Raw genomic sequence first — 26073 nt, 5'->3', positions numbered from 1 at the left:
GGCACTGCCCCTCATGCGACGCCCCTTGGCCCGCAGTCTCGCCGCGTTCGCCGCGGCAGCCCTGTTCCTGCCCACCGTCACCGGCTGCAGCGACGAGCCGGCCGGGCTCGTCATCTACTCCGGCCGGAACGAGAACCTCGTGGCGCCGCTCATCGAGAAGCTGGAGGAGCACCTCGGCACCAATGTCGAGGTCCGCTACGGCACCAGCGCCGAACTCTCGGCGCAGCTCCTCGAGGAGGGCGACAAGGCCGAGGCGGGCCTCTTCCTGTCCCAGGACGCGGGGGCCCTCGGCGCGCTGTCCAAGGAGGGCCGCCTGGCGCCGCTCCCGCAGACCACGCTCGACAAGGTCGCACCGACCTACCGCAGCGCCGCCGGCGACTGGGTCGGCGTCAGCGGACGGGTCCGTGTCATCGCCTACAACTCCCAGAAGGTGACCACGCCCCCGGACAGCGTGCACGACCTGGTGAAGCCCGAGTGGAAGGGCAAGATCGGCTACGCCCCGACCAACGCGTCCTTCCAGGCGTTCGTCACCGGCATGCGCATCCTGGAGGGCGACGACGCCACTCGCACCTGGCTCGAGGGCCTGAAGGCCAACATGCCGAAGGCGTACGAGAGCAACCTCAACGTCCTCGACGCCGTCGACTCCGGCGAGGTCTCCCTCGGCCTGCTCAACCACTACTACTGGTACGAGAAGGCGGCCGAAGAGGGCGCGGACAAGCTCAAGGCCAAGGTGCACTACCTGCCCAAGGGCGACCCGGGCGGTCTGGTCAACGTGGCCGGAGTCGGCCTGATGAAGGGCGCCGGCAAACAGCAGAGCGCGTACGCGCAGAAGGCCGCCGACTTCCTGCTGTCCGCCGAGTCGCAGCGCTACTTCGCCGAGAAGACCAAGGAGTACCCGCTGGCCGCGGGCATCAAGCAGGCCGAGGGCGTGCCGCCGCTGGACTCCCTGCAGCCGCCGAAGATCGACCTGGGCAGGCTCGACTCGCTGAAGGCGACGCTGGCCATGCTCCAGGACGTCGGAATGGTCTGACCGTGACCACACCGGATTCCTCCGTCCGGACGCGCCACGACCCCCGCCCGGCAGGCGCCCCCGCGCCCGCCGGGCGGCGGCGCGCCGTGGCCCGGCCGTCCTGGCTCCTGCTCCTGCCCGCCTGCGTGGCCGCGGCGCTCGCCGTGCTGCCGCTGGGCTACCTGGCCGTGCGGGCACTGGAGCGCGGCCCCGCATTCGCCTGGGACGTCGTCGCCGACGAGCGGACCGGGCTGCTCCTCCTGCGCAGCCTCGGACTCGCCGCCGTGGTCGTCGCGGCCTGTCTGGTGCTCGGCGTGTCCCTGGCCTGGCTGACTGTGCGCACGACGCTGCCCGGCGCCCGCGCCTGGTCGGTGCTCGTCACGCTGCCGCTGGCCGTGCCCAGCTATGTCGCGGCGTTCGCCTGGCTGTCCGCGGCGCCCTGGCTCGCCGGGTTCAGCGGGGCCGCACTGGCGCTGAGCCTGGTCAGCTTCCCGTACGTGTACCTGCCCGTCGCCGCCGCGCTGCGCGGCATCGACCCCGCGCAGGAGGAGGTCTCCCGCTCGCTCGGGCACGGCCCCCTGCGTACGTTCCTGCGCGTCACGCTCCCACAGCTGCGTCCGGCCGCGGCCGGTGGCGGGCTGCTGGTGGCGCTGTACGTCCTGTCGGACTTCGGTGCGGTGTCGCTGATGCGGTACGACACCTTCACCCGCGGCATCTACACCTCGTACCGGGCCAGTTTCGACCGGACTCCGGCTGCCGCGCTCAGCGCCGTACTGGTGATCATGACCGTGGCGCTGGTGGCGGCCGAGGCCCGCACCAGGGGCCGCGCCGGGCACGCCAGGACGGGCAGAGGCACCGCACGCCCGGCGGTGCCCGTCGCCCTCGGCCGCCTGCGGCTGCCCGCACTCGCCTGGTGCGGAGCCGTCGTCACCGCCGCCGTCGGCTTCCCGCTGGGCGTGCTCGGCTACTGGCTGGCCGTCGGTTCCTCCGCCACCTGGGAACCCGCCACACTCACCGACACCGCGCTCACCACCCTCGGCGTCGCCGCTGCCGGCGCCGGGCTCACCACCCTGCTCGCCCTGCCGGTCGGCGTGATCGCGGCCCGCCACCGCGGCCGGACCGCGCGTCTACTGGAGCAGGCCGCGTACGCGGGGCACGCCCTGCCCGGCATCACCGTCGCCCTCGCGATGGTGTTCTTCGCCGTCCGCTACGCCCGCCCGCTCTACCAGGAACTGCCGCTGCTGGTCTGCGCCTACGCGGTGCTGTTCCTGCCGGTCGCGGTGGCCGCCACCCGGGCGGCCGTCCTCCAGGCCCCGCCCGTGCTGGAGGACGTCGCCCGCTCGCTCGGCCGCTCGCCCCTGAGGGTGCTGCGCGAGGTCACCTTGCCGCTCGCCGCGCCCGGTGTCGCCGCAGGAGCCGCCCTGACCTTCGTGGTCTGCATGAAGGAACTCCCCGCCACCCTGCTGCTGCGCCCCACCGGCATGGACACCCTGGCCACCCGCTTGTGGACGGAGACCGGCGCCGGCTCGTTCGCAGCCGCGGCCCCCTACGCGGCCGCGCTGATCCTCCTCGCCGCCGTCCCGTCCTACCTGCTCGGAAGGCACCGAACATGACCGACCTTCAGATCTCGGGACTGGCCAAGGCGTACGGCCCCGGCGCCACGGTTCTCGAAGACCTCCACCTGACGGTCCCCGGCGGCGCGCTGGCCGCCGTCCTCGGCCCCTCCGGCTGCGGCAAGACCACCCTGCTGCGCATCGTCGCCGGCTTCCTGCGCGCCGACACCGGCACCGTCACGCTCGGCGGACGCACCCTCAGCGCCCCCGGCGTGCATCTGTCGCCGGAGCGCCGACGCATCGGCATCGTCCCCCAGGAAGGCGCCCTGTTCCCGCACCTCAGCGTGGCCCGCAACGTTGCGTTCGGCCTGACCGGCCTGGACCGGGGCGGGCGTGGTCGCCGCGTCGGGGAGATGCTGGAGCTGGTCGGGCTCGGCGGCTACGGCGACCGTATGCCGCACGAACTCTCCGGCGGCCAGCAACAGCGCGTCGCCCTCGCCCGCGCCCTGGCTCCCGAACCCCAACTGGTGCTTCTCGACGAGCCGTTCAACGCCCTGGACAGCGCCCTGCGCGCAGGGGTACGGGCCGATGTGCGCGCCGCCCTGCGGGCCACCGGCGCCACCGCTGTCCTGGTCACCCACGACCAGCAGGAGGCCCTCTCCACGGCGGATCTCGTCGCGGTCGTCCGGGACGGCCGCGTGGCCCAGTGCGCCGCCCCCCAGGAGCTGTATCACCGACCCGCCGATCCCTGGGTGGCCGCGTTCGTCGGCGACGCGGTCCTCGTCACCGGCGCCGCGGAGAACGGCACAGCGACCACCCCCCTGGGCCGCATCGCCCTGGCCGGCCGGCCCGGCGGGCTGCGCGAGGGCCTGGTGCTGCTCCGTCCGGAACAGCTCCAGCTGACGGATACCGCCTCGGCGGACATCCGGGGCACGGTGACCGCTGTCCGCTTCTACGGCCACGACGCCATGGTCAGCGTCGACGTCGACGGCATGGACGGGCCGGTCGACGTCCGGGTCCCCGGCCCGGTGCCCGTGCGCACGGGCGGGCAGACCGGTATCCGCGTGACGGGAGAGGCGACACTCCACCCGGCGACCGGTTGACGGGGGCGGGCCGGCGGGCAGGCGGGCAGGCGGCTGTTCCTTGACGTGGCGCCGACTGCCTGGCGGGGTGACCGTTGGCCGACCGGCTGGCTGGCGGGGTGACCTGTGGGCCGACCGGCTGGCGGGCCGCCGCCTTTCGACGTGGCCGACCGGCCGACGAGGGCGCCGCGTGCGGGGCCGGACCCTGGTGGTCCGAGCTCTCGCGGGCGGATCGTTTCACACGTCGCGACCGCGCTGCCGCGGCAGCCGCGCCAGCGCCCACTTCGCCTCCTGCGCCAGCGGCCCGAGCGCCTTGCGGGACGGCTCGGCGATCTCCTTGAGCAACGTCCTGCCGTGGGACATGGCCTCGCGGGCGAGGCTCGCGTCCCCCGATTCGGCGGCGGCGAGGGCGAGGAGGAGGTACTCCTCGGTGATCAGTCCGCCGAACCGGCGTCGGCGCCGCCAGTCCGGCACGGCGTCCCGGTCCTCGGCGGTGGGCGATTGGAGACCGAGGTCCAGCTCAAGCTGATCAGGACCGGGACCGGGACCCGGAACCGGGCCGTGATCGGAGGCGGAGGCAGAGGCAGAGGCGGAGGCGGTGGCGGCCGGGGCGGGCTCCAGGGCGCCGACGACGCGTTCCAGCGCCCGGCAGGCCCCGGAAAGGTTTCCCGCGCTCCGCTCGTACGTGGCCAGCACCAGGCCCGCCGAGGCCCGGTCCCATGCCGTGTCCTGCAACGATGTGACGTTGTACTGTGCACGCGCGGCCTGGCCGAACTCGCCGAGCAGCGCCAGCTCCGCCGCTGTCCCGCGTAGCCGAGGCGCGTCAGGACCGGTGTCGTCCAGGATCCGGATCAGGGCGACGCGCGCATGGTCGGTACGGCCCTGGCGGCGGGCCAGCGCCACCCACGTCAACTCCGGTGCGGCGGACGGGTCCTCGCCGAAACGCTCCGCGTCGAGCTCGCGCGCCCACTCGGCCAGGGCCGCCGGTTCCTCAGGGAGCCCCAGCAGCGCCCCGCGCAGCAGCGGAACGTCGTCGGCCGACCCGTACCTGCCGACCAGCACTGCCGCGAGGCGAAGCTCGTCGCCGTACCCCGTGTCGGTCGCCTCGCGCTCCAGCAAGTGCCGCAGCAGCGGGAGATCGCTGTCCTGGCGGTCGTACTGGGCGGCCCGCAGCACCGTCGCCCGGCGGACGGCATCAGAGGCCACCTCGTCCCAGGCGCCGCGGTCCGCCGCCCGCATCCGCGCCAGGTCAGCGCGGCCCGGGGCGAGGACCGTTTCCCGGAGCGGGGTCCGCGGATGCGGGTCGAGCAGCTCGTACGCGAGCAACTCGTCGGCATTCAGGAGCAGATGCTCCGGCTCGGTCCGCAGCAGTGCGCGGTGGAACATGGTGAACAGCTCCAGGGCGGGGCGCTCGGGGAGACCAAGGGCCGCGCGCAGCTCGGTCCGGCGGTCGTCCAGATCCGTCATGAACGCCTGGAGTTCGTTCTCGCTCGCCGCGACGGCGGCAAGAATCGCCTCCTCGCCGTCCGCCGGGGACAGCCCCGTGTGGTCGCGCCAGTCCGGCAGTCCGATCACAATCTCCAGGGCCTCACTCACGCTGTCCCCGATCAGCCCGGCAGCCCCCTCCGACGACGCGTACAGCACCGGTCCGTCGGCTCCGCCGCACACGAAGTACGTGCCACCGGCGCCGTCCCCGGCCACCGGCTCCAGCGACGCACCCGAGGCCAGACACACCGCCTCCCCGTGCTCCGCGCGGTCCAGGTCGAACTCGAAGGGATACGCGGCGGCCATCTCGGCGAGGCGAGGTTCCTCGCGGAGCAGCCGGAGCACGGGGTCGGTCATGGCCCGTACGTTACGCGGGCCGCAGCGGCCGGCTTCCGGCCTGCCCGCACAATCCATCCGGAGCAAGCGATCAGCGGGGAGCGGCAAGCTGGCGCTGGTACCGGATGCCGGGGCGCCCGTCGATCCTGATGTCCGCCACGGCCGCGAATCCGTTGCGTGCGAGCACGGTCATGGACGCCTGATTGTCGAGGGTGGTGACCGCCCTGAGAGCGGAGAGGCGGTAGGACGTGGCAGCGAGGCGGCACACCTCCGCGACGGCGGCGGTCGCGACGCCCTGGCCCGAGGCCCGCTCGCCGATCCGATAGCCGACTTCAGCGGCGCCTGCTTCGACATCCACGAGATTGACGCGGCCGACCAGGTCCCCCTGTTCGTCGATGACGACATGGAAGTGACACAGACCGGCGTCCTGCTCGGCGAGCAGGGCACGGTGACGGGAGGCGAACTCGACGAAGTACGCCTCCCCCCGATCCGGCACGGATCGCGCGAAGTACTCCCGGTTCTCCTGCTCGAAAGCCAGCAGGGCGAGCGCGTGGTCACTCCGGAGCCGCTCCAACGTCACCATGCGCGGCAGCTTACGCAGCGATGATCGCGCCCGGCCCACGGCCGGAGTTGGCGCCCCACCAAGTCCGACGCCGAGCGGACCGTCGAATCCGGTGGCCGTGCGTCACGCCGGCTGCAGCAGATCCCAGCGGTTCCCGTACAGGTCCTCGAAGACGGCCACCGTGCCGTACGGCTCATGGCGCGGCTCCTCCAGGAAGCGCACTCCCGCCGCTGTCATGCGCGCGTGATCGCGGGCGAAGTCGTCGGTGTGCAGGAAGAACCCGACCCGGCCACCCGTCTGCGCGCCCACGCTCGCTTCCTGCTGCTCGCCCTTGGCGCGGGCGAGCAGCAGATCGGTACCGCTGTCGGCGCCGCCGGGGCGGACGACCACCCATCTCGACCCATCGCCCCGGTCCGTGTCCTCGACGAGCGTGAAGCCGAGCGCGTCCCTGTAGAAGGCGATGGCCTCGTCGTAGTCGCGCACGACCAGCGCGATCAGGGCGATACGGGGCAGGGGCGCGGCGGACATCGGTTCTCCTTGCTGGCGGGCGCGCCCAGTATCGCCGACGCCGTGCACAATGCCTCGCGTGGACCCGTCGATCGAGCAGCTCACCGACCGTGCCCGGCGCCTCGCCCAGGCCGGTACGCGCCGGATCCTCGGGATCGCGGGGGCGCCCGGCGCGGGCAAGTCCACCCTCGCCGAGGAGCTGGTGACGCGTCTCGGCGGGCGCGCCGTCCTCGTACCCATGGACGGGTTCCACCTCGCCCAGGCCGAGCTGGAACGGCTCGGACGGGCGGACCGCAAGGGTGCTCCCGACACGTTCGACGCGGCCGGGTTCGCGGCGCTGCTCGCCCGGCTGCGCGCGCCCGAGGCGGGGACGACGGTGTACGCGCCCGCTTTCGACCGCGGGCTGGAGGAGCCGGTCGCGGGCAGCATCGCCGTCGCTCCGGACGTCCCACTGGTCGTCACCGAGGGGAACTATCTGCTGCACGACGAGGGGCCCTGGGCGGGGCTTCGCGCGCTTCTCGACGAGGTGTGGTTCCTGCGGCTGGACGACGAGCTGCGGGTGCCCCGGCTCGTCGACCGTCATGTGCGCTTCGGCAAGGAACGTGCGTACGCCGAGCGGTGGGTCAGGGACTCCGACGAGGCCAACGCCCGCCTGGTGGACCGCGGCCGGCACCGCGCCCACCTCACCATCCGGATGGACCCCGACTAGCTGGTTCTCCTACGGGCAGACCTGCTGATGCGTCTGCTCAACAGTCGCCGACCTGATCCGCGTAGCAACACGTCTTTGACCGGCTGTTCTCGACCGGATCGGCCTATGGCCCGCGTTCCGCGAGCTTCTTCAGCGTGAGCAGCTGCTTTCGCATCATCACGAGATCGCCCCAGGCCAGAAGTCTGCGCTGCACCCGATGGATCAGCTTGCGCCGTTTCTCGACATTGACCGCGACAACCAACCGGCAGCCCTGTGCCGTCGGTTCGACAACGTAGGTGACCGCCATGCGTCCGTACCGACGTGCGGGATCCTCCGGGAGCACCACAGTGATGTGCCGGTTGTTCACGAACTGGGCAATGTGGAACACCAGGAAGGGCTGCCCGACCTCGAGGGGTGCAGCGTTCTCCGGCAACCGGTCGGGGCTCTTGCGGCCTCGGAAGTCGATCCAGTCGTAGCTGTAGGGCGCTTCCCGCAGTTGCTCCAGCCACCGAAAGGCGAGGTCGGCCGGAGCGGCCACGTCCACGGCTCGGGCCCAGCGCTCGTACGGAGCGCTCATCAGGTCGTCACAGGGGTAGGCTGCCTGCTTCTCCTGTGCGGTGGCACCCCACACTTTTCCGGTCAGCTCCATACGTGGAGCCTATGACGTGCTCAGGCGCCCGCCGCTTCCGGCCTGTCCGGCGCCTGCTCACGGAGCGGGTGCCGGCCGCGACGGCAGGCCTCCCTGTAACGTCTGCCCGATGGGGGACACGTTGGGCACGGTCGAGCGGATCTGGCGCTATCCGATCAAATCGACGGGCGGTGAGCGGCTGGAGCGAGCGGACGTCGACGTCCGGGGCATGGTCGGCGACCGCCTGTACGCGGTGTTGCGCTCCCGCTACGCCGACGGGGGCGAGGAGCCCGAGCTGCTGGACCCGCAGGGCGCGGCCGTGCCGGATCCCACCGCCTACCTGCGCCACTACCTCGGCCGCGACGATGTCGAAGTCGCCCGGGAGGGAACGGTCTCCCACTTCGACCAGCTCCCTCTCAGCATCCTGACGACCGCCACCCTCGACTGGGTACGCGCGGCCGTCCCCGGCGTTCCGGTCGACGAGCGCCGCTTCCGGCCGAACCTGCTGGTGCGGACCCCGCCGGGCACACGTCCGTTCGTCGAGGACGAGTGGTTCGGGAGCAAGGCCCGGATCGGCGACGTTCTGTGCGTGGAGTTCGTACGCTCCAGCGAGCGATGCGTGATGACCAACCAGGCTCAGCAGGATCTGCCCCACTCTCCGCTGGTGCTGCGGGCCATCGCGCAAGCGCATGACACCCGCCTGGACGCACTGGCCACGGTCGCGGCGCCGGGACCGGTGCGGCTCGGGGACGCCGTCACTCTGATCCAGCCAATAGCTAGTCGGTCTCGGTGACCGCCAGCACGGCGATCCGTGTCCGGCTGGGGTCGAGGACGGCGAACGCGCAGTCCGTGAGGTCGCCGTGGAACCAGTTGCTGGCCCGGCGCGCTGCGGCGAAGCGCAGCCAGCGGTGCTCGTAGGCCCTGCGTACGGCGTCGTGGTGCGAGACATCGGGGTCGAGGTCCATGAGTGCGTACAGACTGCGCCACGTGAGCAGTCTGCTGTACGCGCCTTCGTGGCCCTCGCCCCACAGCCCGCCCGAGAACGCGGCGACGAAGAGATCGCCGGCGACGTCATCGGCGGTGGTGTGCACGGCGGTGAGGGTGTCCCGGGTGAGGTTGTGCAGGCAGGGCGCGTCGAGTTCCGCGAGCAGCGCGGAGTTGAAGTCGGCGGGGTCGAGTGGCTGCGGCAGGGTGTGGAACACGGCCTCGGACTGTGCCAGTTCGGCGAACGGGCCGGTCGCCGCCTCGGCGCGCAGGGCGTCCGGGGACTCCCGGGCGGTGCGGCCGGCGCGGGCGCCGGACTCGGTCGGGGGTATCTCCGGGAACCGGGCCCGCAGTTCGGCCGGGCTCATGGAGCCGAGGATGCTGCCCTGCATCACCGCACCGCTGCGCATGGCGTTTTCGAAGTGCAGAGAGGTGAGCGGCAGCCAGGCGAGGGGATGCCCGAGGTCACGCAGGCGCGCTCCGTACGACACGCAGGGCTCGTCGTCGAGTCCCCAGAGTCCCCAGCGCAGGGCCATCTCGTGCAGCAGACAGGCACGGAATTCCGTCGCCGGGTCGTCCAGGTCCGTGGGCGGCTGCGCGAAGTGAGGCTTGAGGGCCACCGTGCTCGGGCGCTGCACCAGCTGCCACGCGATCCGCCGCATCAACCCGCGCCCGCCCTCCGGGCCTTCGGCGCCCGCCAGGTGCTCCGCGAGGCGGACCGCCCGGTCCGTGGCGGCCTGCGAGTGGTGCTCGGTCAGTACCGTGGCGAGCTTCTCGATGGTGCCGGTGCCCTCGGCGGCCCGGGCCGGATCGGTGGCCAGGTCGTAGAGGCGCTCGGGGTCGGTGACGGCATAGACCTTGAGCGTGGCGTCATTGGGGAGTCCAGGCGGTACCGGCATACGGGCACCTTATGCGGTGCCCCGGCACGTATCGGCGGGCGTCCGGCAGACCCCGGTCCCATGCCGCCCGGACTCGGCGACCGGTGCACGTCCTGCCGCCTGCGTCGCCGACCCGGTGATCGCGAGTCCCGCCAGCAACAGCGCCGGTCCCGACATTTCGTCCCCGGTGCGAGCGGTTGCCGCCCCGACGAGACAGGACCACATCGCGTAACGCGTCTTCATGCGGATCACGTTACGCAGGTAACTCAAAACTGCCCCACATGCGTTACATGCAGTACATTGCCCTTGTGCAGCCCTCGAACGACGACTGGTCGACCCGGCATTCGGTGCTGGCCACCGCCCGGCGCACTGCCGCCCTCATCAATGTCCTGACCGGTGAGAACACGGAAACCGAAGCGGTCGTGGCGGTGCTGCGCGAACACGGCGAGCTCGGCTCCGTCAAACTCTCCGCGAGCGATGTCGCAGAGATGCGCGCCGCCGCACTACTGCTGCGTGAGGTCTTCGCCGCCGATCACGTCGACCTCGCCGCGTCCTGTCTGAACCGCCTCCTGCTGGAGAGCGCAGTGCCGGTCCGCCTCTCCTCGCACGGAGGTCGCACCCCCTGGCACCCGCACCTCGACAGTGACGACGACGCGCCGTGGGGTGAGTGGTTCCTCGCCTCGTCCTGCATGGCACTGACCGTCCTGATCTGGGATCGCCAGCGCCCGCCCGGCGGGCTCTGTGCATCGCCCAGCTGCCGGAACGTCTACCTCACGCAGGGCAGCGGCCCGGCACGCCGCTACTGTTCCCGCCGCTGCGCGACACGGGAAAGAGTGGCGGCCCACCGGCGTTCTCGTCCGTGAGCCCGGCTCCTTCGTCGGGCACCTCCTTCGCCGCAGGCCTCCCGGCCCGGGCAGCCGTCGAACCACTCCCGGGCCTGAAGAGCGCGGCCGGCGGGGAGCTCGGTAGGCTCGAAACCTGAGCGCACACAGGATGAGCGGGGGCTGACGTGGGGCTGTTCCGGCGAGGGCCGAAGCGTGACGGGGACGACGCGCCCCGGGACGCGGAGTTCGCCTTCCTCTCGGTGGGCGAAGGCGCACGCTTCCGCGGGCAGGTCCGGGAAGCGTTCGCCGAGCAGGGACTGGAAGTCACCGTCTACGCCGACGTCGTCACCGACAGCTCCGGACGGCAGTTCGGACTTGGCAACCTCGCCGCGGTCTGCCACAACGACGAGCGCGGCCCCCGGGTGTGGCCCGACGTCATTCGCCAGCATGTCGGCATGGTGCTGCGCACCATGGATGCCCCGTCCGCGCTGGACACCCTCCCGCCCGACCAGATCCGTGCCCAGCTCTACCCCCGGGTGATCGGCTCGGACGGCCTCGACCGGATGACGTTCAGCTACGCCAGGACACTCGCCCCGGGACTCAGCGAGGTGCTCGCCCTCGACCTGCCCGAGAGCGTCATGATGCTCACCGACGAGGCCCTGGAGCCGCTCGGCGACGTACCCGGGCTGCGGGAGCGCGCCCTGGACAATCTGCGGGGACTGCCCGTCGAGGCCCACGAGACCGTCAAGGACGCCGGGGGCATGTGCTTCGAGGTGGTCGTCGGCGACTCCTTCTACACCGCCAGCCGGGTCCTCGTGCTGGACGCACTCGTCCGCCAGGTCACCGGGCAGCACATCACCGCGGACGGGGCGCTGGTCGCGCTGCCGTTCCGGCACCAGCTCGCCTTCCACGTCATCCGCGACACCAGTGTCATCCCGTCCCTCAACGCCCTGGCCGCGTTCGCCGCGTCCGGCTACGCGGACACGCCCGGGGCGATCACCCCGTACGTCTACTGGTGGCGGGCCGGGACGCTGACCCAGCTCAGCGACCGTGACGAGGACGGCGACGGGCTGCGGATCGTCGTCGGCGAGGACTTCCAGGACCTGCTGGAACGGCTCATCGCCGAGAAGCCGGACCAGGACTGACCACCGACCAGGCCCCGGGGCCGACCGGGCGGAGCGCCCGCTCGCGCCCTCCAGGCGGCCCGGGCACCATGAATTGTGCTGAGGAGGACGGACCCATGCCCACACCGCCCGCGGCTGTACCGCCCGAACCCTTCACCGCCGACGACTACCGTGCCCGGATGGCCCGGGCCGCCCGGTCCGCCGCCGGGGCCGGGCTCTCCGGCCTCCTCGTGGCACCCGGCCCCGACCTCGTCCATCTCACCGGCTACCAGCCCGCGGTCACGGAACGGCTCACCGTCCTGGTGCTCGTCGAGGGCCAGGACCCCGTGCTGGTCGTACCGACCCTGGAGGCCCCCGACGCCCAGCACGCTGCCGGCGCGCCCGCGCTCACGCTCCGCCCGTGGACCGACGGCAAGGACCCGTACGCCGTCACCGCGGCGCTGCTCGAGGGCCGCGGCCGCTTCGGGGTCAGCGACAACGCCTGGGCGATGCATCTGCTGGGCATGCAACGCGAACTCCCCGGCACGTCGTACGTCTCCCTGACGGACGCCCTGCCCATGCTCCGCGCGGTGAAGGACGCGTCCGAGCTGGCCCGGCTGGAGGCGGCGGGCGCGGCCGCCGACGAGGCGTACCGCGAGATCCTCAAGGTCCGCTTCTCCGGCCGCAAGGAGACCGAGGTCGCGGCGGACCTCGCCGCTCTGCTCCTGCGGTTCGGCCACTCCCAGGTGGACTTCACGGTCGTCGGCTCCGGCCCGAACGGAGCCAACCCGCACCACGAAGCGGGCGACCGCACCATCGCCCGGGGCGACATGGTCGTCCTCGACTTCGGAGGCCTGAAGCACGGCTACGGCTCCGACACCACCCGCACCGTCCATGTCGGTGAGCCGTCCGCCGAGGAACAGCGCGTCCACGACGTCGTACGCGAGGCCCAGCAGGCCGGATTCGACGCGGTGCGGCCGGGCGCCGCCTGCCAGGACGTCGACCGCGCGGCACGCGCGGTGATCACCGACGCCGGATACGGTGCGTACTTCATCCACCGCACCGGCCACGGCATCGGCGTCACCACCCATGAACCGCCCTACATGATCGAGGGCGAGGAGCAGCCTCTCGTCCCGGGCATGTGCTTCTCCGTCGAGCCCGGGATCTATCTCCCCGGCCGGTTCGGTGTCCGTATCGAGGACATCGTGACGGTCACGGAGACGGGCGGCCGCCGCTTCAACAACACACCGCGCGAGATGGCGATCGTGGAGTAGGCGCCGGCCGTTTCCCCTCCCAGGGGCTTGCTTTCAAGCCCCTCCGGCGATCGAGGAGCGGGGTCCGGGGCGGAGCCCCGGCGGGGTCCGGGGCGGAGCCCCCGCCGCGCAGCGCACGTCAGCCGTCGGTCAGCACCACGCACGACTCGCCCGGCAGCTCCAGCACCCCGTCCGCGCCGGGCGGCCGGACGTGGTCCCATGCCGCCAGCACCCGGCTCCCGCCGCCCAGCGGGACCGTGGCGGGCTCCTCGCCGAGGTTGACGGCGACCCTCAGGTCGCCCCGGCGGAAGACGAACCAGCGGGCGGTCTCGTCGTAGGCGACGTGGACCGCCGCCAGGTCCGGGTCGGACAGATCCGGCTGGTCGCGGCGCAGGGCGATCAGCGCGCGGTGCCAGGCCAGCAGGCGGGCATGGGGCTCGCGTTCGCGCTCACTGCGGTCCAGACAGGAGCGTTCGCGGGTGGCCGGGTCCTGCGGGTCGGGGATGTCGTCCGCCGCCCACCCGGACGCGGCGAACTCGCGCCGTCTGCCCTGACGTACGGCCTCCGCGAGCTCGGGATCGGTGTGGTCGGTGAAGTACTGCCACGGGGTACCGGCACCCCACTCCTCGCCCATGAACAGCATCGGGGTGAACGGCCCGGTCAGTACGACCGCGGCGGCGCAGGCCAGCAGCCCGGGGGAGAGCCGGGCGGACAGCCGGTCGCCGAGGGCGCGGTTGCCGATCTGGTCGTGGGTCTGGGCGTAGCCGAGGAAACGTCCCGCGGGTGTCCGGACCAGGTCGACGGGCCGTCCGTGCGTGCGGCCCCGGAACGTCGAATACGTACCGTCGTGGAAGAAGACATGGCCGAAGGTCTTCGCGAGCGCGGCGAGCGGGGCGCGCGCGAAGTCGGCGTAGTAGCCGTGGGATTCGCCCGTCAGCGCCGTGTGCAGGGCGTGATGGAAGTCGTCGTTCCACTGCGCGTGCACACCGAGCCCGCCCTCCTCGCGCGGAGTCGTCGTCCGGGGATCGCACCGGTCCGACTCGGCGATCAGGAACAACGGCCGGCGGACGTCCGCCGCGAAACCGTCGACCGCCGCCGACAGCTCCTCCAGGAACGTCAGCGCACGGCTGTCCGCGAGCGCGTGGATCGCGTCCAGCCGCAGCCCGTCCACGCGGTAGTCGCGCAGCCAGGCCAGCGCACTGCCGATCAGATACGCGCGCACCTCGTCGGAGCCCGGAGCGTCGAGATTGATCGCCGCGCCCCATGGCGTGTGGTGGGTCTCGGTCAAGTACGGCCCGAAGGCCGGCAGATGGTTCCCCGACGGCCCGAGGTGGTTGTGGACGACGTCCAGGACGACTCCGAGGCCGAGACCGTGTGCTGTGTCGACAAAGCGCTTCAGTGCCTCGGGTCCGCCGTACGGCTCGTGCACGGCCCACGGCGCCACCCCGTCGTACCCCCAGCCGTGCGTCCCCGGGAAGGGGCAGACGGGCATCAGTTCCACATGGGTGACCCCCAGTTCGGCCAGCTCACCGAGGTGCCCGGACGCGGCGTCCAGGGTGCCCTCGCGCGTGTACGTGCCGACGTGCAGTTCGTAGAGGACCGCGCCCGGGAGCTCCCGGCCGTCCCAGTCGTCGCTGCGCCAGACGTACGCGTCCGGCGCGACCACCGCGCTCGGCCCGTCCGGCCCCTCCGGCTGGCGGCGCGAGCGCGGATCGGGCAGCAGCGGGCCGCCGTCGAGGAGAAAGCCGTACCGCGCCCCGTCGTCCGCCTCCGCCTCGGCCGTCCACCACCCGGCCCGCTCCGCGTCGCGCTCCATCGCTTGTTCGGTGCCCTCCAGCCACAGCGCGACCCGGTCCCGCGTATACGGTGCCCATACCTCGAACAGCACTGGTGATCGATCCCCTGTCGTGTCGGCGGCACTCGTACCCATCCTGGCAACTCCGGGGTCTTCAGGCGCTGTACTCGCCGGTACTAGTGTCCCGGTCATGACATCGCCCTCCGCGACATCGCTGCCTGTTTTCCCTCCCGGTTTCCTGTGGGGCGCCTCCGCGTCCGCGTTCCAGACCGAAGGCGCCGCCGACACGGACGGCAAGGGCCCCTCCGGCTGGGACGCCTTCGCCGCCGAGCCCGGCCGTGTCAAGGACGGCGCGGACGCCTCCCGCGGCACCGGCTTCCACGAGCGCTACCGCGAGGACGTCGCCCTGCTCGCCGGACTCGGCGCCGGAGCCTTCCGGTTCTCCGTCAGCTGGCCCCGGGTGATCCCCGGCGGCAGCGGCCCCGTCAACCCCGCCGGGCTCGGCTTCTACGACCGTCTCGTCGACGAACTGTGCGCCCGGGGCATCACCCCCGCCCCGACGCTCTACCACTGGGACACCCCGCTGCCCCTGGAAGAGGCCGGCGGCTGGCTGAACCGCGACACCGCCGCCCGGTTCGCCGAGTACGCCGCCGCCGTCGCCGAACGCCTCGCCGACCGCGTCCCCATGTGGATCACCATCAACGAACCCGCCGAAGTCACCCTGCTCGGCTACGCCCTCGGCGAGCACGCCCCCGGCAAGAAGCTCCTCTTCGACGCCCTGCCCGCCGCCCACCACCAGCTGCTCGCCCACGGCCTCGCCGTCCAGGCCCTGCGCGCCGCGGGCGCCGGCAACATCGGCCTGGCCGTCTCCCACTCGCCGGTACGCGCCGCGAGCGACAGCGACGAGGACCGCTCGGGCGCCGAGATCTACGACACCCTCACCAACTGGCTCTTCTCCGACCCGCTCCTCACCGGCCGCTACCCCGAGGGCTTCGACGCCCTGATGCCGGGACCGGTCGCCGACGACCTCGCCGTGATCTCCGAGCCCCTCGACTGGTACGGCGTGAACTACTACAGCCCCATGCTCGTCGGCGCGCCCGCCCCGGACGCCCTCGACTCGTACGCGGGTCTCGGCATGCCCGCCGGACTCCCCTTCGGGCTGCGGGAGATCGAGGACGCCGAACGCACCCACTTCGGCTGGCCCGTCGTCCCCGACGGGCTCCGCGAACTCCTCGTCACCCTCAAGGAGCGCTACGGAGACCGCCTCCCGCCCGTCCACATCACCGAGAACGGCTGCTCGTACGACGACTTCCCCGACCTCGCCGACACACGCCGTATCGCCTACCTGGACGGCCATCTGCGGGCGCTGCACCGTGCCGTCGAGGAAGGGGTGGACGTACGCGGCTACTTCGTCTGGTCGCTGACCGACAACATCGAATGGGTGGAGGGTGCCTCGCAGCGCTTCGGGCTCGTCCACGTCGACTACGAGACGCTGGAGCGGACGCCCAAGGCGTCGTACGCCTGGTACCGGGACGCCATACGGGCCCAGCGGGTCGCACGGTCAGGGGACTGAGCGGATCCGCCACACCAGTATCCCGCCGGCGACCGTCACCACCGTGGAGGTGAGGTAGAGACCGGCGTAGCCGCCCGCGTACGCCACGATCGGCGCCGCGAGCGCCGGACCGAGGACCTGGGGAGCCGAGTTGGCGATGTTGATGACCCCCAGGTCCTTGGCCCGGTCACCGGCGCTCGGCAGCACCTGTGTGATAAGGGCCTGGTCCACCGCGATGTACGCCCCGAAGCCGAGTCCCAGCAGCAGCGCCGCGCCCATCGCCACCGGCCAGGTGTGCCAGAACGTCAGCAGCAGCGACGCCACGGCCATCACCACCGAGCTCACCGACACCAGCACCTTGCGCCGCCCCGACCGGTCCGAGACGACCCCGCCGCCGACCGCCGTCACGACCACCCCCGCCGTGTAGAGCAGCGTCAGGATCAGCACGCCCTCGTCCGGATTCGCGTAGTGCACCGCGTCCTTGAGGAAATACAGCAGGTACAGCGTGCCGATGGCGTTGCCGAGCATCACCAGGAAGCGGGTCAGCCAGGCCCAGCCGAAGTCCGGGTACGCCCGCGGGCTCACCCAGAAGCCGGCGAGCCGCACCGGCTGCCGGGCCTCGCGCGGCACCTGGGGATCACGGGTGAGGAGCACGAACGGCAGCGCCGACAGCACCACCAGGACCGCCAGCAGCAGATAGCCCGCCGCGGTCCCCGTCACGACCGTCGTCACCAGCAGTGCGCCCACGACCAGGCCCAGCGTCTGCGGGACGCCGATCCAGCCGGAGACCGCGGCCCGCTGCCCCACCGGCACCTGATCGGGGACGACGGCATTGGTGCCGGCGAGCATCGCGTTCAGCCCGAGCTGCGCCAGACACCAGCCGAGTGTCACCCCCACGATCGTGGTCTGCGCCGACGTGACCGCGAGTCCGGCCGCACCGGCCACCGCCCCGCCCAGGATCCAGGGGTGGCGGCGGCCGAAGCGGCCGCCCGTACGGTCGGAGAGCGCACCCGCCAGCGGATTGGCCACGACGGCGACGAGCGCGCCCACGCCGGTGACCCAGCCGAGCGCGACCTCCTTCCCCGACGGGTCGACCGCGTCGATCTGTTCGGCCAGCAGTACCTGAATCGGGGTCAGGAAGGCCATGTACAGGCCGAGGCCGGCCAGCACCAGCCCGGATATCCAGCCGCCGCCGACGCGGGTCTGCGGCTCCGTACGGGGATCGTCCATCACCATGGGCCGCTCGCCATCAGCTCGGGGGTGCCCGGAGCCTACGGACACCCCCGACCCCGATCAATACGCCGGATGCCTCGGACTCGCACGATTCGGACTCACACGAGATGGATGCGTTCCTGAACGACCGGATGCCCGGCCTTCGTGAAGTTCGCCGCCATCGGGAAGTTGCCCTGGTCCGTCGCGCCGGCGATGAACTCCGCACCCTGCTCGGCCAGGAAGTGCGTGCACTCGGCGAGCAGGTCGTACGCGTAGCCCCGGCCGCGCTGCTCCGGTACGACCCCGATGTAGCCGATGCACGGCCCCGACGGGTTGTGCGCCGGGATGTGCAGACCGGCGAGCTCGCCCTCCGGCGTGAACGCCAGCCGCCACCACTCGCGCGGCGACGGGCACCAGTGGAAGAAGTCCAGCTCCTCCTGGGCGGCCTGGTCCAGGCCGCCCTCGGCGATCGCGCGCAGGGCGTGTGCGTCCAGCGTCGCCGAGTGCACGCGACGCAGGACGTCGAGGATCACCTCGTCGTCGGGCTCCGGCCGGAACTCCAGCCGCCCGGGCCGCTCCGGCAGCCCGCACTCCGGCGTCCACCGGTACTGGAACCGTTCCACGAGCACCTTCATCCCGGCCGCCTCCGCGGCACGCAGCCGCGCCTCGCCCGCGGCCCGGAGCACCGGGTCCGCGCGCCAGCCGGCGGGCAGGATCAGCTCGTACTCCACCCGGAACGGGGAGGTGCGCAGCAGTTCGGCGCCCGCCTCCTCCTCGCCCTCGGCGACGTCGAACCAGTTGAGGTTGACGGGTGACGTGTCGTCGGGTCCGCCCCACCAGGCGGCCCGGGCTACGACCTTGCCGTCGCGCAGGGCGACCCGCTTCCACTCGGGGCGGTGCGTGGCACGGGCCAGCGCGCGGCCCACACCGAGCGGGTCGGGCAGTGCGTCGAAGAGATGTGCGTCGCTCTCGGAGAGCGCGCGGATGACCGGACCGGTCACAGCGGTCATGAGGAAGTCCTCCGGGAAGGGATGTGTGTGAAACGCTCCCGGTCAGACGGTGAACGCCGGGCGGACGGGGCGGGAGCGCGGGAATCGTGCGGTCTGCACTGCACTCGCCTCCTTCCGTCGGTCACGGGCGTCGTGATCACGCTAGACGGCACCCGGCGGGACGTCCAGTGCTTTTCGCGCGTACGTGCGGAGGGGCGATGGAAGTGATCTTGACCGGTCCTTCTGGACACCCGGGCCACGCAGCCCGACAATCACGTTTGTGACGTCCTCCTTCGAGTTCCAGACGTACCCCGCTCGGCCCTCCGACGCCGAGCGGGACCGCGTGCTCGGAATCCTCAGAGAGGGCGCGGCCGAGGGCAAGTTGTCGCACGACACGTTCGTGCGGCGCATGGAGCTCGCCCTGTCCGCCCGCGGGCCCGACGAACTGCGGGCGCTCACCGCGGACCTGCACAGCGAAGGCCGCCTGTCGAAGAAGCTGTTCGGGGCGGTCGGCAAGGTGTCCGCGTTCTCCGTGCGGCTCGGCCGCGCCTGGAAGGCCGAGCGGCTGCCCCCGCTGCTGCTGCCCGAGCCCGGACCGTATCCGCTGCGCATCGGCCGCGACCCGTCCAACGGGCTGCGGCTCAGCCATGACACGGTTTCGCGCCTGCACGCCGAACTGACCCTGCGCGGCGGGCTCTGGGTGCTGCGCGACCTCGGCTCGACCAACGGCACCACGGTCAACGGCCGCCGTGTGACGGGCTCGGTCGTGGTCCGGGCCGGCGACATGGTGAGCTTCGGACGGATGAGTTTCCGGCTCGACGCACGCTGAACGTCCGGCCGCGCGCGCCGTGTTCGTCACTGCCGGTGCAGCCCCGGACCGCCCGCGCCGCGTTCGTCACTGCTGGTGCAGCCCCCGGCCGGCCAGCGTCAGGAACGTCTCGCCGACCGCTTCCGAGAGCGTCGGGTGGGCGTGCACGTGCCGGGCCACATCGGCCGGCTCCGCGTCCCATCCGACGATCAGCTGGCTCTCGGCGATCATCTCCGAGACGTTCGGGCCGACGAGATGGACGCCGAGGACCTGCCCGCCGCCCTCCTGCGCGACGACCTTCACGACGCCGCCCTGGCCATGCACCATGCCCTTGGCCACGGCCGTCAGCGGCATGGAGTTGACCGTGACGTCATGGCCGCGGCTGCGTGCCTCCGCCTCGCTCAGCCCGACGGACGCGGTCTGCGGCGAGGAGTACGTGACACGGGGGACGGCGGCGTAGTCGACGGGCGCGGACGGCACACCGGCCAGGGTCTCGGCCACCAGCAGGCCCTCCGCGAAGGAGGCGTGGGCCAGCCCGAGTGACGGCGGCGGCAGCAGATCGCCCACGACATGAACGCCGGGCACCGCGGTCTCCAGCCGTGACCAGTCGGCGGGCGCGACGAAGCCCCGCTCGTCGGTGGTCAGCCCGGCCGCTTCCAGACCGAGCCCGTCGGTCACCGGCGCGCGGCCGACCGCGACCAGCAGCTGCTCCGCCTCAACCGTCCGCGTCTCGCCGCGCGCCGTGCGGACCGTTGCCCGTACGCCGTCGTCCAGCAGCTCCGTCTGCTGCAACAGGGCCCCCGCGAGCACCTCGATGCCCCGCTTCTTCAGGCCCCTGGTCAGATGGCGGGACACATCGACGTCCTCGAGCGGTACGAGCCTGTCGAGCGCCTCGACGAGCGTCACCTGCGCGCCCATCGAGCGGTGGAACGAGGCGTACTCGACCCCGATCGCGCCGCCGCCCACGACCAGCACGGACGCCGGAAGGGCGGATACGAACAGGGCGTCGTCGCTGGTGACGACGCGACGGCCGTCGGAGGCCAGACCCGGCAGCATCCGCGGCCGTGACCCGGTCGCCAGGACGATGCCGCGCCGGGCCATCACCTGCCCGTACCTCTCGACCGTCGCCGAACGCGGGCCGGTCAGCCGTGCGCTGCCGCGGACGGTCTCGACACCCGCGTGTGCCAGATGGCCCTCGACGCCCTTGTGGTTGCGGGACACGATGTCATCACGCGTCGCCACGAGCGCGGACCAGTCGACCGATTCGAGGGTCGCCCTCACACCCCACCTCTCATGCCCCTCCGCGATGCCGTCGACCAGCTCGGCGGCGTGCAGCATCGCCTTGCTGGGGATGCATCCGCGGTGCAGGCACGTGCCGCCGACCTTGTCGCGCTCGGCGAGCACGACCCGCAGGCCGAGCGCGGCGGCGCGCAGGGCGGTGGAGTAGCCGCCGGTGCCGCCACCGATCACGATCACATCGGTCTCATGAATGTGTGTCATGGGATCAGCCTCCGACGGACCTTGCCATGAGTCCAAGGCAATGTTCTTGTGGATGCGATGCACAGCCTTTATCGGGGGACGGGGCACATGAGCAGTCTGCGGCAGATGGAGTACTTCGTCACGGTGGCCGAGGAGTCGTCGTTCACCCGCGCCGCCGAACTGCTGCACGTCACCCAGCCCGCCCTCTCGCACCAGATCAAGGCGCTGGAGAAGTCCGTCGGCGGTCAGCTGCTGGAGCGGATGCCGCGCGGCGTCCGGCTCACCGCGATGGGCCGCGCCTTCCTGCCCCATGCCGAGCTCGCCGTAAGCAGCGCCGCGCAGGGCCGGCGGGCGGCGCGGGCGGCGGCCGGAGCGGAGGGCGGCGAACTGCACATCGCGACCGTGCACTCGATCGCGGTCGGCGTGCTCCCCGAGGTGTTCGCCCGCTGGCACCGGGCACACCCGGGGGTCGCGCTCGTCCTGCACGAGTACGCCACCACCGAGGCGCTTCAGGAGGCGCTGGAGCGCGGCACCGCCGATCTCGCCGTCGGGCCGCCGCCGCGGCACTGGCAGGGCCCCGTCCTCCCGGTCGGCGAGGAGGAGATCGTCCTCGTCGTCCCGTTCGACGACCCGCTCGCGGGCCGGCCGACGGTCCGGCTGGCGGAGCTCCGCGACCACACGTGGATCCGCTGCGCCATGGAGCCCGTCGTCGAGGGGCAGCCCTTCCTGGACTGGGCCTGCGGGAAAGCCGGCTTCTCGCCCCGTACGGCCGTGCGGACGGAACACACCTCCACGGCGGTCCGGATGGCGGCGGCCGGGGTCGGTGTCGCCACGGCGCCCGCGCACGTCGTACGCGGCGCGATCGGCGAGGACTGTGTGCTGCTGCGGGTCGAACCGCCGTGGCGGCGGCCCCTCACGGTGTTCTCCCGGGTCGGGCTCACGGGCGCGGCGGAGACGTTCACCGGGCTGCTGGGGCGTTGCGCCGACGCACCGTGATCCCGTACGCGACGCGCGCGAGCGGAACTTCACGGTGATGATGTCGTCAATCACGTAATTTTTTGCGAACGATACGTTTTTGACCAGGCGTCCGCGTGTGCGGATGCCCGTGACGGCCCCCTTTCGGCCCCCTTCGCACCAGCCCTCAGACAAGGAGGAGCAGCATGTCCGGACTCATCGCTGTCGGAGTGGACGGCTCCGAGGCAAGCCTGGCAGCAGTGGACTGGGCCGCGGACGAGGCCGCACTGCGCGACACCGGGCTGCGGCTGGTGAACGCCACGCGGTGGGCGGAGCACCAGCTGCAGGCCGTGAAGGTGTCGCACGAGGACCGTGCCGGGCAGGCGGAGCGCCTGCTCGGTGTGACGGAGGAGCGCGTCCGCGCGCGCAGGCCGGACCTCGCCCTGACCGCGGAGGAGATCGAGGACTCTCCCACAAGCGTGCTGCTGGCCGCCGCCGGAGAGGCGGAGCTACTGGTCATGGGGTCGCACGGGCTCGGCAGCGTGGGCGGCTTCATCATCGGCTCGGTGGGGCAGGAGGTCGTCGCGGACGCGAAGCGTCCTGTGGTGCTGGTCCGGCCGGGGTACGGGGAGGACGGCGGCGGCGCCTCCGGCGGCAGCGGCCCCCGGAAGGTGGTCCTCGGTCTCGATGTGAGCGACGTGAAGGACGAGCTCCTCGAGTTCGCGTTCGACTTCGCGGCACGGCACGGCGTCCCGTTGCACATCGTGCACAGCTGGCACGTCCCGTTCTTCCACCACCACGGCGAGGCCGACACGGGGACACAGGCGGAGATGGCGTCGGCGCTGTCGGGCGCGGTGCGCCCCTTCAGGGAAAAGTTCCCGGCCGTGGAGGTCTCCGAGGTGTCCGCTCCCGGGCGGGCGGCCGGCCACCTCGTCGAGGCGGCGTCGGACGCGCGACTCGTGGTCGTCGGCCGGCGCCGCGCGGCATCCGGTTCGCACATCGGATCGGTCACCCACGCGGCGATCCACCATGCCGCCTGCCCCGTGGCCGTCGTGCCGCACAGCTGACGGAGGGCATCCGCGGCGGGCTCAAGGCTGCGGCGGGCTCTCACCCGCGGCAGGCTTTCACCCGGGGCGGGTGAGGCCGGCCGGCGCGTGCTGCGGGCACGATGCGAGCAGGACCGCCAACGCTGCCGGGCCGCGGAGCGTGGTGCTGCCCGCCGCGCGAGGCGCACCCGTCCGCCGGACCTGGCTGAACCTGCCGAGATCGGGGAACGCTCATGACCGACCTGGACACGCTGTCGGTGAACACCATCCGTGGTCTGTGCATGGACGCCGTCCAGAAGGCCGAGTCCGGGCATCCCGGTACCCCCATGGGCATCGCACCCGTCGCCTACACGCTCTGGCAGAGGTTCCTGCGGTTCGATCCCCAGGACCCGATCTGGCCGAACCGCGACCGCTTCGTCCTCTCCGAGGGGCACGCCTCGGTGCTGCTGTGGTCCCTGCTGCACCTGACCGGTGTCCGTGCGGTCGACCCCGACTACGAGGTCCTGGGACGCCCGTCGGTGACCCTCGACGACCTGAAGTCCTTCCGCCAGCTCGACTCCCGCTGCCCCGGCCACCCCGAGTACCGCTGGACGAGCGGCGTCGAGACCACGACCGGGCCGCTCGGCCAGGGGGTTGCCACCTCCGTGGGGATGGCGATGGCGGGCAGGTGGCTCGCCGGCCGGTACAACCGGGACGACTTCCCGCTCTTCGACTTCGACGTGTACGCGCTCGCCGGCGACGGCTGCATGATGGAAGGCGTCTCCTCGGAGGCCGCCTCACTCGCCGGCCACCACCGGCTGTCGAACCTGTGCTGGATCTACGACTCCAACCGGGTCACCATCGAGGGCCACACCGACATCACCTTCACCGAGGACGTCGCCGCCCGCTTCCTCGCCTACGGCTGGAACGTGACCACGGTCGCCGACGCCAACGACCTCGACGCGGCCGCGCGTGCCTTCCACACCTTCCGGGCCGAGACCGAGCGCCCCACCCTGATCCTGGTGCACAGCCACATCGGCTACGGCTCGCCCGTCGAGGACTCGCCGAAGGCCCACGGTGCGCCGTTCGGAGCCGACGGCGTACGGGCGACCAAGCGCTTCCTCGGTCTGCCCGAGAACGAGCAGTTCTGGGTGCCCGACGGCGTCCGGGACGGGTTCGGCGAGGGCATCGGTGCCCGTGGCGCGGAACTGCGCACGGCCTGGCAGAAGCAGTTCGACGCCTACCGCGAGGCCTGGCCCGAGCTCGCCGACGAACTGGAGCGCATGCAGCGCCGCGAACTCCCCGGCGACTGGGACGGCGCGCTCCCCGACTTCCCCGCCGACCCCAAGGGCCTCGCCACCAGGGACTCGTCCGGACAGGTCCTCAACGCCCTCGCGCAGCGCGTGCCCTGGCTCCTCGGCGGCTCGGCCGACCTCTCGCCGTCGACGAAGACCCGGCTCACGTTCGGCGGTGCCGGGGACTTCCAGCCCGACGACCCGTCCGGGCGCAATCTCCACCTGGGCATCCGGGAGCACGCCTCGGCGGCCGTCGCCAACGGCATGGGCCTGACCAAGCTGCGGCCGTACTGGTCGGGCTTCCTCATCTTCTCCGACTACGCCAAGGCGGCCGTCCGGCTGTCCGCGCTGATGGAGATCCCGGTCGTGCACATCTTCACCCACGACTCCATCGGGGTCGGCGAGGACGGGCCCACCCACCAGCCCGTCGAACAGCTCGCCGGCCTGCGCGCGCTGCCGGGACTGCTGGTGTTCCGGCCGGCCGACGCGGGCGAGGTCGTCGAGACCTGGCGGGTGGTCGCCGCGCTCCGCCACGAGCCGGCGGCGCTGGTCCTCTCCCGCCAGGCGCTTCCCACCCTCGACCGTTCCCGGCTCGCCCCCGCCTCGGGAGTCGCACGCGGCGCCTACGTCCTGGCCGACGCGGACTCCGGCGAGCCGCAGGTGATTCTGCTCGCCACCGGATCCGAGGTGTCCCTGGCGCTGTCCGCCCGCGACGAACTGGCCGCGCAGGGCATCAGGGCCCGGGTGGTGAGCATGCCGTGCTGGGAGCTGTTCGACCGTCAGCCGCGGGAGTACCGCGACGAGGTCCTGCCACCGTCGGTGACCGCCCGCGTGGGCATCGAGCAGGCGTCGACCTTCGGGTGGGACCGGTACGTGGGAGACGGCGGCGCCCTCATCGGCATGCACACCTTCGGTGCCTCGGCGCCCCTGAAGCAGCTGCTCACGAAGTTCGGGTTCACGCCGCAACGGGTGGCCCAGGTCGCGCGCGACCTGGTGACAGCACCCGCCGGTACCACGCACTGAAGACGGGAAGGCCGGCCATGACCACTGACACACCCATGCAGCTCGGCATGATCGGGCTCGGCCGGATGGGGGCCAACCTCGTGCGCCGGCTGATGCGTGACGGCCACCGCTGCGTCGTCTTCGACCTCGACCGTGACGCCGTACAGGAACTGGAGAACGAGGGGGCGACAGCGGCCTCCTCCCTCCACGACTTCGTCGACAAGCTGGAGCAGCCCCGGAACCTCTGGCTGATGCTGCCCGCCGGTGTCGTGCAGCCGACCCTCGACCAGCTGGCCGCCCTGCTGGACGCCGGCGACACGGTCATCGACGGCGGCAACTCGTACTACCGGGACGACATGGCCCGCGCCAAGGAGCTCGTCCCCCGCCGTATCCACTACGTCGACTGCGGCACCTCGGGCGGTGTCTGGGGCCTCGAACGGGGCTACTGCCTGATGATCGGCGGCGAGGAGGAGGCGGTGAAACGCCTGGACCCGGTCTTCCGCACCATCGCCCCCGGCACCGGAGACGCCGAGCCCACCCCGGGCCGTACCAGGACCGGCGGGACCGCGCCCGAGGGCTATCTGCACTGCGGGCCGAGCGGTGCCGGCCACTTCGTGAAGATGGTCCACAACGGGGTCGAGTACGGGATGATGGCCGCCATCGCCGAGGGCCTCAGCGTCATCAAGCACGCGGACGCGGGCCTGCGCAGGCGGACCGTCGACGCCGAGACCGCTCCGCTGCGCGAACCCGAGGCGTACCAGTACGAGATCGACGTGGCCGAGGTCGCCGAGGTGTGGCGCCGTGGCTCGGTCGTAGGCTCCTGGCTGGTCGACCTCGTGGCCGACGCCCTGGCCCGCTCGCCCGGGCTCGACCGTTTCACCGGCCGGGTCTCGGACTCCGGGGAGGGCCGGTGGACGGTCCTCGCGGCGGTCGACGAGAGCGTGCCCGCACCCGTCATCAGTGCCGCCCTGGTCCAGCGGTACGAATCCCGCGGGCTCGGCGAGTTCACCGACAAGGTGCTGTCCGCGATGCGCGGCGAATTCGGCGGTCACGCCGAGAAGGCGGGGTGA

23 protein-coding genes are annotated in these 26073 nt (G+C 72.2%); 14 read left to right on the top strand and 9 right to left on the bottom strand.

Annotation, left to right across the window (positions count from 1 at the left end; all coding sequences use genetic code 11):
* Positions 1 to 13 precede the first annotated feature (13 nt).
* The 3 genes from AC0699_RS29865 to AC0699_RS29855 are packed head-to-tail and all read left to right on the top strand — an operon-like array spanning position 14 to position 3665.
* Entirely contained in the window at positions 14 to 1030 is a 1017-nt protein-coding gene (locus AC0699_RS29865; RefSeq protein WP_478666418.1) for an iron ABC transporter substrate-binding protein, read from the top strand.
* 2 nt (positions 1031 to 1032) lie between these two features.
* Positions 1033 to 2622 (top strand): ABC transporter permease, encoded by a 1590-nt coding sequence (locus AC0699_RS29860; protein ID WP_478666415.1) that lies wholly within the window; start codon positions 1033 to 1035, stop codon positions 2620 to 2622.
* Positions 2619 to 3665, top strand: coding sequence for an ABC transporter ATP-binding protein (locus tag AC0699_RS29855; RefSeq protein ID WP_478666409.1), 1047 nt, complete (start codon positions 2619 to 2621; stop codon positions 3663 to 3665). The genes AC0699_RS29860 and AC0699_RS29855 overlap by 4 nt, the downstream gene beginning before the upstream one ends.
* 216 nt (positions 3666 to 3881) lie before the next feature.
* On the opposite strand, the gene AC0699_RS29850 is transcribed toward AC0699_RS29855, so the two are convergent.
* The 3 genes from AC0699_RS29850 to AC0699_RS29840 form a co-directional block, all read right to left on the bottom strand.
* Complete coding sequence (locus AC0699_RS29850; protein WP_478666408.1) at positions 3882 to 5486, bottom strand: hypothetical protein; 1605 nt, start codon at positions 5484 to 5486, stop codon at positions 3882 to 3884.
* 70 nt (positions 5487 to 5556) lie between these two features.
* Positions 5557 to 6048 carry a GNAT family N-acetyltransferase gene (locus AC0699_RS29845; RefSeq protein WP_478666406.1) on the bottom strand — a complete coding sequence of 164 codons (492 nt, stop codon included), beginning with the start codon at positions 6046 to 6048 and terminating at the stop codon, positions 5557 to 5559.
* Positions 6049 to 6150: 102 nt separating this feature from the next.
* On the bottom strand, positions 6151 to 6555 hold the full coding sequence (locus AC0699_RS29840) for a VOC family protein (protein WP_478666404.1): 405 nt from the start codon (positions 6553 to 6555) through the stop codon (positions 6151 to 6153).
* A 49-nt stretch (positions 6556 to 6604) separates the two neighbouring features.
* Between AC0699_RS29840 and AC0699_RS29835 the strand changes: the two genes are divergently transcribed.
* Positions 6605 to 7243 (top strand): nucleoside/nucleotide kinase family protein, encoded by a 639-nt coding sequence (locus AC0699_RS29835; protein ID WP_478666402.1) that lies wholly within the window; start codon positions 6605 to 6607, stop codon positions 7241 to 7243.
* Between the two features lie 103 nt (positions 7244 to 7346).
* Here the strand turns inward: AC0699_RS29835 and AC0699_RS29830 are convergent, their stop codons facing one another.
* On the bottom strand, positions 7347 to 7871 hold the full coding sequence (locus AC0699_RS29830; protein WP_478666400.1) for a hypothetical protein: 525 nt from the start codon (positions 7869 to 7871) through the stop codon (positions 7347 to 7349).
* Between the two features lie 109 nt (positions 7872 to 7980).
* Here AC0699_RS29830 and AC0699_RS29825 point away from each other — a divergent pair, with 109 nt between their 5' ends.
* Complete coding sequence (locus tag AC0699_RS29825; RefSeq protein WP_478666396.1) at positions 7981 to 8643, top strand: MOSC domain-containing protein; 663 nt, start codon at positions 7981 to 7983, stop codon at positions 8641 to 8643.
* Here AC0699_RS29825 and AC0699_RS29820 read toward each other — a convergent pair.
* Complete coding sequence (locus tag AC0699_RS29820) at positions 8627 to 9733, bottom strand: DUF6183 family protein (RefSeq protein ID WP_478666393.1); 1107 nt, start codon at positions 9731 to 9733, stop codon at positions 8627 to 8629. The genes AC0699_RS29825 and AC0699_RS29820 overlap by 17 nt on opposite strands.
* Before the next feature lie 260 nt (positions 9734 to 9993).
* On the opposite strand from AC0699_RS29820, the gene AC0699_RS29815 reads away from it, so the two are divergent.
* From AC0699_RS29815 to AC0699_RS29805, 3 genes are all read left to right on the top strand, one after another.
* Complete coding sequence (locus tag AC0699_RS29815; protein ID WP_478666389.1) at positions 9994 to 10575, top strand: CGNR zinc finger domain-containing protein; 582 nt, start codon at positions 9994 to 9996, stop codon at positions 10573 to 10575.
* Between the two features lie 146 nt (positions 10576 to 10721).
* The gene (locus AC0699_RS29810; RefSeq protein ID WP_469772267.1) at positions 10722 to 11681 is read left to right on the top strand and encodes a DUF1444 domain-containing protein; all 960 of its coding nucleotides are present in this window, start codon (positions 10722 to 10724) and stop codon (positions 11679 to 11681) included.
* Positions 11682 to 11776: 95 nt separating this feature from the next.
* The gene (locus AC0699_RS29805; protein WP_478666384.1) at positions 11777 to 12913 is read left to right on the top strand and encodes an aminopeptidase P family protein; all 1137 of its coding nucleotides are present in this window, start codon (positions 11777 to 11779) and stop codon (positions 12911 to 12913) included.
* 118 nt (positions 12914 to 13031) lie between these two features.
* Here AC0699_RS29805 and treZ read toward each other — a convergent pair whose 3' ends face one another.
* Positions 13032 to 14780, bottom strand: coding sequence for a malto-oligosyltrehalose trehalohydrolase (treZ, locus tag AC0699_RS29800; protein ID WP_478666383.1), 1749 nt, complete (start codon positions 14778 to 14780; stop codon positions 13032 to 13034).
* A 97-nt stretch (positions 14781 to 14877) separates the two neighbouring features.
* On the opposite strand from treZ, the gene AC0699_RS29795 reads away from it, so the two are divergent.
* Entirely contained in the window at positions 14878 to 16260 is a 1383-nt protein-coding gene (locus AC0699_RS29795; RefSeq protein WP_478666381.1) for a GH1 family beta-glucosidase, read from the top strand.
* Here the strand turns inward: AC0699_RS29795 and AC0699_RS29790 are convergent.
* Together AC0699_RS29790 and AC0699_RS29785 are read right to left on the bottom strand one after the other, a co-directional pair.
* Positions 16249 to 17475 carry an MFS transporter gene (locus AC0699_RS29790; protein ID WP_478666376.1) on the bottom strand — a complete coding sequence of 409 codons (1227 nt, stop codon included), beginning with the start codon at positions 17473 to 17475 and terminating at the stop codon, positions 16249 to 16251. The two genes, AC0699_RS29795 and AC0699_RS29790, sit on opposite strands and share 12 nt — an antisense overlap.
* 95 nt (positions 17476 to 17570) lie before the next feature.
* Positions 17571 to 18452 carry a GNAT family N-acetyltransferase gene (locus AC0699_RS29785; protein ID WP_478666543.1) on the bottom strand — a complete coding sequence of 294 codons (882 nt, stop codon included), beginning with the start codon at positions 18450 to 18452 and terminating at the stop codon, positions 17571 to 17573.
* A gap of 268 nt (positions 18453 to 18720) precedes the next feature.
* Between AC0699_RS29785 and AC0699_RS29780 the strand changes: the two genes are divergently transcribed.
* Positions 18721 to 19269, top strand: coding sequence for an FHA domain-containing protein (locus tag AC0699_RS29780; RefSeq protein WP_478666373.1), 549 nt, complete (start codon positions 18721 to 18723; stop codon positions 19267 to 19269).
* A 66-nt stretch (positions 19270 to 19335) separates the two neighbouring features.
* Here AC0699_RS29780 and lpdA read toward each other — a convergent pair whose 3' ends face one another.
* Positions 19336 to 20748: a dihydrolipoyl dehydrogenase gene (gene lpdA / locus AC0699_RS29775; protein WP_478666370.1), complete on the bottom strand. Its 1413-nt coding sequence runs from the start codon at positions 20746 to 20748 to the stop codon at positions 19336 to 19338.
* Between the two features lie 105 nt (positions 20749 to 20853).
* Here lpdA and AC0699_RS29770 point away from each other — a divergent pair, with 105 nt between their 5' ends.
* From AC0699_RS29770 to gnd, 4 genes are all read left to right on the top strand, one after another.
* Complete coding sequence (locus AC0699_RS29770) at positions 20854 to 21723, top strand: LysR family transcriptional regulator (protein ID WP_478666540.1); 870 nt, start codon at positions 20854 to 20856, stop codon at positions 21721 to 21723.
* Positions 21724 to 21887: 164 nt separating this feature from the next.
* Positions 21888 to 22748 (top strand): universal stress protein, encoded by an 861-nt coding sequence (locus AC0699_RS29765; RefSeq protein WP_478666368.1) that lies wholly within the window; start codon positions 21888 to 21890, stop codon positions 22746 to 22748.
* 212 nt (positions 22749 to 22960) lie between these two features.
* Complete coding sequence (tkt, locus tag AC0699_RS29760; protein WP_478666366.1) at positions 22961 to 25024, top strand: transketolase; 2064 nt, start codon at positions 22961 to 22963, stop codon at positions 25022 to 25024.
* 17 nt (positions 25025 to 25041) lie between these two features.
* The gene (gene gnd, locus AC0699_RS29755; RefSeq protein WP_478666362.1) at positions 25042 to 26073 is read left to right on the top strand and encodes a phosphogluconate dehydrogenase (NAD(+)-dependent, decarboxylating); all 1032 of its coding nucleotides are present in this window, start codon (positions 25042 to 25044) and stop codon (positions 26071 to 26073) included.

Source organism: Streptomyces sp. NPDC043870, from assembly GCF_056435785.1.
The sequence above is the reverse complement of the archived record's forward strand: the minus strand, read 5'-3'. Positions and strand labels throughout refer to the sequence as shown.

Coding starts and splice junctions, on each gene's coding strand:
- AC0699_RS29845 (WP_478666406.1), bottom strand. CDS start 6,048: ATGGTGACGTTGGAGCGGCTCCGGAGTGACCACGCGCTCGCCCTGCTG.
- AC0699_RS29830 (WP_478666400.1), bottom strand. CDS start 7,871: ATGGAGCTGACCGGAAAAGTGTGGGGTGCCACCGCACAGGAGAAGCAG.
- tkt (WP_478666366.1), top strand. CDS start 22,961: ATGACCGACCTGGACACGCTGTCGGTGAACACCATCCGTGGTCTGTGC.
- AC0699_RS29805 (WP_478666384.1), top strand. CDS start 11,777: ATGCCCACACCGCCCGCGGCTGTACCGCCCGAACCCTTCACCGCCGAC.
- AC0699_RS29790 (WP_478666376.1), bottom strand. CDS start 17,475: ATGGTGATGGACGATCCCCGTACGGAGCCGCAGACCCGCGTCGGCGGC.
- AC0699_RS29855 (WP_478666409.1), top strand. CDS start 2,619: ATGACCGACCTTCAGATCTCGGGACTGGCCAAGGCGTACGGCCCCGGC.
- lpdA (WP_478666370.1), bottom strand. CDS start 20,748: ATGACACACATTCATGAGACCGATGTGATCGTGATCGGTGGCGGCACC.
- AC0699_RS29865 (WP_478666418.1), top strand. CDS start 14: ATGCGACGCCCCTTGGCCCGCAGTCTCGCCGCGTTCGCCGCGGCAGCC.
- AC0699_RS29840 (WP_478666404.1), bottom strand. CDS start 6,555: ATGTCCGCCGCGCCCCTGCCCCGTATCGCCCTGATCGCGCTGGTCGTG.
- AC0699_RS29850 (WP_478666408.1), bottom strand. CDS start 5,486: ATGACCGACCCCGTGCTCCGGCTGCTCCGCGAGGAACCTCGCCTCGCC.
- AC0699_RS29820 (WP_478666393.1), bottom strand. CDS start 9,733: ATGCCGGTACCGCCTGGACTCCCCAATGACGCCACGCTCAAGGTCTAT.
- AC0699_RS29835 (WP_478666402.1), top strand. CDS start 6,605: ATGCCTCGCGTGGACCCGTCGATCGAGCAGCTCACCGACCGTGCCCGG.
- gnd (WP_478666362.1), top strand. CDS start 25,042: ATGACCACTGACACACCCATGCAGCTCGGCATGATCGGGCTCGGCCGG.
- AC0699_RS29795 (WP_478666381.1), top strand. CDS start 14,878: ATGACATCGCCCTCCGCGACATCGCTGCCTGTTTTCCCTCCCGGTTTC.
- AC0699_RS29770 (WP_478666540.1), top strand. CDS start 20,854: ATGGAGTACTTCGTCACGGTGGCCGAGGAGTCGTCGTTCACCCGCGCC.
- AC0699_RS29765 (WP_478666368.1), top strand. CDS start 21,888: ATGTCCGGACTCATCGCTGTCGGAGTGGACGGCTCCGAGGCAAGCCTG.
- AC0699_RS29825 (WP_478666396.1), top strand. CDS start 7,981: ATGGGGGACACGTTGGGCACGGTCGAGCGGATCTGGCGCTATCCGATC.
- AC0699_RS29815 (WP_478666389.1), top strand. CDS start 9,994: ATGCGTTACATGCAGTACATTGCCCTTGTGCAGCCCTCGAACGACGAC.